This window comes from Candidatus Methylomicrobium oryzae (assembly GCF_016745425.1).
GTDB classification, from domain to species: domain Bacteria; phylum Pseudomonadota; class Gammaproteobacteria; order Methylococcales; family Methylomonadaceae; genus Methylomicrobium; species Methylomicrobium oryzae.
Genome location: NZ_JAERVK010000038.1, coordinates 1 through 3,816 on the forward strand (window position 1 = coordinate 1; position 3,816 = coordinate 3,816).

General features: G+C 55.3%; 5 protein-coding genes. All 5 read right to left on the reverse strand.

Features of this window, described 5'->3' with window-relative positions; translation table 11 throughout:
- Positions 1–41 precede the first annotated feature (41 nt).
- A complete protein-coding gene (locus JJL52_RS20905; RefSeq protein ID WP_202054460.1) occupies positions 42–383 on the reverse strand; it encodes a DUF4118 domain-containing protein in 342 nt (113 codons plus the stop codon).
- A gap of 702 nt (positions 384–1,085) precedes the next feature.
- Complete coding sequence (locus JJL52_RS20910) at positions 1,086–2,675, reverse strand: defense against restriction DarA-related protein (RefSeq protein ID WP_202054461.1); 1,590 nt, start codon at positions 2,673–2,675, stop codon at positions 1,086–1,088.
- A 32-nt stretch (positions 2,676–2,707) separates the two neighbouring features.
- The gene (locus tag JJL52_RS20915; protein WP_202050356.1) at positions 2,708–3,103 is read right to left on the reverse strand and encodes a hypothetical protein; all 396 of its coding nucleotides are present in this window, start codon (positions 3,101–3,103) and stop codon (positions 2,708–2,710) included.
- Positions 3,075–3,359, reverse strand: a complete 285-nt coding sequence (locus JJL52_RS20920) for a Rha family transcriptional regulator (RefSeq protein WP_202050355.1) — start codon at positions 3,357–3,359, stop codon at positions 3,075–3,077. The genes JJL52_RS20915 and JJL52_RS20920 overlap by 29 nt, the downstream gene beginning before the upstream one ends.
- Entirely contained in the window at positions 3,356–3,577 is a 222-nt protein-coding gene (locus JJL52_RS20925; protein WP_202054462.1) for a helix-turn-helix transcriptional regulator, read from the reverse strand. The genes JJL52_RS20920 and JJL52_RS20925 overlap by 4 nt, the downstream gene beginning before the upstream one ends.
- Positions 3,578–3,816 lie beyond the last annotated feature (239 nt).

A 3,816-nucleotide genomic window follows, 5' to 3' on the forward strand; every position in this document is an offset into this window, starting at 1 on the left:
GACCGGATGCCAAACCGTTAAAAACTCCGTTTACACAAAATTCAGGACACCCTCCTCTTAGACAGACGCGCAATCATCAGGCTGCTGATCGTACTTACCACCACTAAGAGAAGGATGCGAAGCAATTCGCGGGAAGAGGCGCTATAGATCGAATGGTAAGGCTCAACCAAAACTGCACTTGCTGCGGCACTTAAGGCTGTCGCATAAAGCCCAGCTTTCAACCCGCCGTCCCAGGAGGCGAATACGACCACGACTAAAAAAACCAAGAGCGGGGGCGCATCGCCGAATACAAACTGGAGCTCTTTTAATATAAGTGCAATTGCCGCAACACCTAGAAATACAGCCACATAGATGTTGCTGAGAAAATAGTTGAGCTTACGCATTCTTATCCTCATGGCGATACAATTCCAGCTAAAGAATACAGGAAATTCATCTTTACACCTTGCGGGGTTTTTATTTTGGGCCGCTGCTCGACGCTTTGATTGCGATCCAGGGAGAATGTCTGCAATAGCGAAAAACAGGGTTTGGCCGATGGCGGCCTATGGTTTAGTCACAAAAAAACCGGCGCGGGGCCGGCTGTCGGTTGACATTCACCCGGTATAAGGTACATTGATTGCGAAGAGGCAGGTACGGGTGGCTCTTGACTGCCCGCTAACAACCCTGCCGCTTCTTTGGGTCGGCAAATAGGGTCGGTCACCAGCCAGCCGAGAAGGACCCGACACTTCCTCGGATTTGTAATCGGTGTCAGGAAATAGGTCGTAACAATCTGGTCCGTTTTTTTGCGTTATTGACGGCTGGGCATTGTTCGGCTACTACTTGGCCCGCCCTCGTACCCTTTGCCGATTGACTTCTCATGCGAAACGTCTATATTTCAATTATCGGCTCCCTCATCACCCTGTATACCAGAGGGGTTTTGAGCGTAGGTGGGGTCAGGGTTAACCCCTTCCCCACCATCCGTCTCATCATCTTTCCATCCTGTAAGAAGCCAAGTTTCTTTATTACCGTTCTTGTAATGAGATAACACCGCCGTATGGCCAGAGTGTTTGATACTTACCCGTTTTTCTTTTTGCGTTTTCCGGCCGCACCTACTTGACCCGCTTCTCGGCCTTGGCTAGCAACGCCGTGAGCTGATCCGCGGCGGCATTCAGTTCGGCGTCCAATTCGTCCATTAAGCCGGCCAATTCGATTCTAAGGACGATCTCGTCCAGCTTGCGGTCGAACTCAACTATATCGGTTTCGGCTTTCAGCGCGTCGAGTTCGGCGGCAAAACGGGACCGGGCCGGGCTTTTCGCTTTCTGTTCGGCGCTGACCGCGGCATCGAGCGCGGCGTGGTGTAAGGCCTTGGCAAATTGCGCCGGGGTCTGGACATAGCCTTTCTTATCCGTTTTGTCCGCCAGCTCTTTCACGAACTTCCAGGTTCCCTTGGCCATGAGTCGGTAAATCCGCCAGCGACTGCTCAGCGAGGTTTTACGCGGCACCAGCGCCCAACCGATGTCCGGACTTTGCAGCGAAACGCCATCGGGGCTTATTTGCCATCCAAGCTTTTGCAGCTCGGCTTTGACGGCCTGATAGCGCTGGTTCATCTGCTCGTCGACCGGATCGGTAACCGGCGTTTCTGGCGCACTCGCCGGCCGGGCTTCGGCTTCACGCTTCGCGACTTTCGGTTCAGGCTCGGCGTTGGCTGCCGCATTGATACCATTGGCGAAGGCCTCCGGGGTTTCGGCATAGCCTTGCTCGCTGGATTTATCGATGAATGGCTTGATCGGCTTCCAATCCCCCTTGCCCGCCAGCTGGTACAGCGTCCATACCGCCTCGCGCAGCGCATTCGCCGCGGTTGGCTGATAGACAACCGCATGCCCGGTTCGCAGATTGACCATTGAGACGCCGTCCGCACCTTGGCTCCAGTTCATCATCGCGGCCAGGGCCTGTTTGACCGCGATAAAGCGCTGCTGCGCGGCATCGAGACGGGCATGGTAGGCGTCCTGTTCCTGAGGGTGAGGATTCAGCGAACGGTCCTCATACGCCTGCTTGGCGACTTCCAGTTCATGCTGGGCGTCGGCCAGTTCCTGCTCGAGGGCCGCGATTTCGGTTTTCAGCGACTCGATTGCCTGCAGGTTCTCGGCCCGCTTGGCGTTGGCCCGCTGAAAGGCCGCACTGTTCTTGGCCGCCAGCTTCATGATCCGGGTTGCCACTTCGCGCACATTCAAATCCTTCCCGCGTTCCGGCGCCACCAGGATCGTGACGTCGCGCTTATTCAACAGCCATTTCCAGCTGACCAGCGAATCGCCGGGCGCCATCTTCTGCGGGGTCACATCCGGATTGTGGAAGAAGATCGAGACGGTTTGCCCGTCCGAGAGCTCAAATATCGCCGCCACCTGCGCGACGCCTTGCTGTTTGAACGGTTCGCTGATCTGCAAGGCCATCGGCTTGACCGTATCGCCGGCCCTGGTCATCACGTTCTGGAGCGCCAGCATCTTGCGTTCCAGGCCGGCATAGGTCGATACCAGCGCATCGAACACCAGAATCTCGTCGGCGCCTTCCAGGATGTCGGCCATACAGACCGCATCGAGCAGCAGTGCGTTATCGCCGTCGGCGCGCCGGCACTGGTAGAGGATTTGTTGAAGGGTGATGCGTTGGGGCTGCGCGGTGCTGTCCCAGGTGATAAAGTGGTTCATGTGCTTGATTCCGTGATTAAAAAATGGCCTGATTAAGCCCCTACCAACTTCAGCCGCGGGGGCTTTGCCCGGTAGTCGGCGACAAACGCGTCCAGCAGTTTTTTCCTCTCGGCCTGTTTGAGATACCGGGTGATAAGCAAGGTATTGTGCTTGCGGATCGCGGATAGAAGACGAAGGTCATAAACATCCAATTCGGCTTCGTTGATCTCCTCCCACTTTCCGGTCAGCGCCCGATTGCAAAACTGATGCTCGTTCAGGTAATGATTTTTTGTGGTTTCCTTACCGTTTGTCTCGCGGACAAACCGGAGCATATCGGTCATCTCGGAACCGGTATGGCGCTTGGCGGCAAGCTCCGCTTTACGTCCCGGCTCATTGAGGATTGTCTTGAGCCTGATAAACTCATCGACCAGCGCAATTTGCCCTTCCACGGATTTTTTTTCCACCAATAAACGGCATTGCAATCAGGAACGACCGCTCGTCGAGCTGATACATTTTTTGTTCGCGGCCGTATTTGTCCGAATAAGAGATCGGCACAAACTTGAGCCGATCTTTTAATTTATCCAGACTTCTGAGTACGTTTTTATGGGATCGGCCGAATTGTTCGGCAATGACGAGACTGGTCGTCGTCAGCTTTTCGCCGTGGACCTCGACCAACCGCAATTGCGTTTTTGCCGTGGTACTCATGCTGCACCTCCGACCAATGACGCACCTCCGGCCAGCGCCGCATCCCGTTCGGCGATTTTCTGATCGATCCAGGCTTGGACTTCCGTATCGATCCAGCCCTCTGACTTTCCAACGGTGACCGGCGGCGGAAAGCCATCGGTTTCGATCAAGTGAGGGATTTGGCGGGAACAGACCCCTGCCACCGCCGCAGCCTGCCTGCGCTTGATGATTTTCTTCATTTTTTTTTCGCCTCGTAGGTTTCAAAAATCCCACTTTAAAGCGGCAAAAATGATGAATTTGCGTGATTTTCCGGTTTTGCAATCAGCGGAGAGAGGGCTTTAGCTACTCAATCCGCCGGTCACGATAGGCGCCAGCCGGCGACCCGATTACCGGCCAGTCCGGCCGAATGCCTCCCAGTCCGCACGGTCAATCGCCGACAGCGTGGTCAGCAGCATCGGCACCGCCAGTTCGGTAAAGC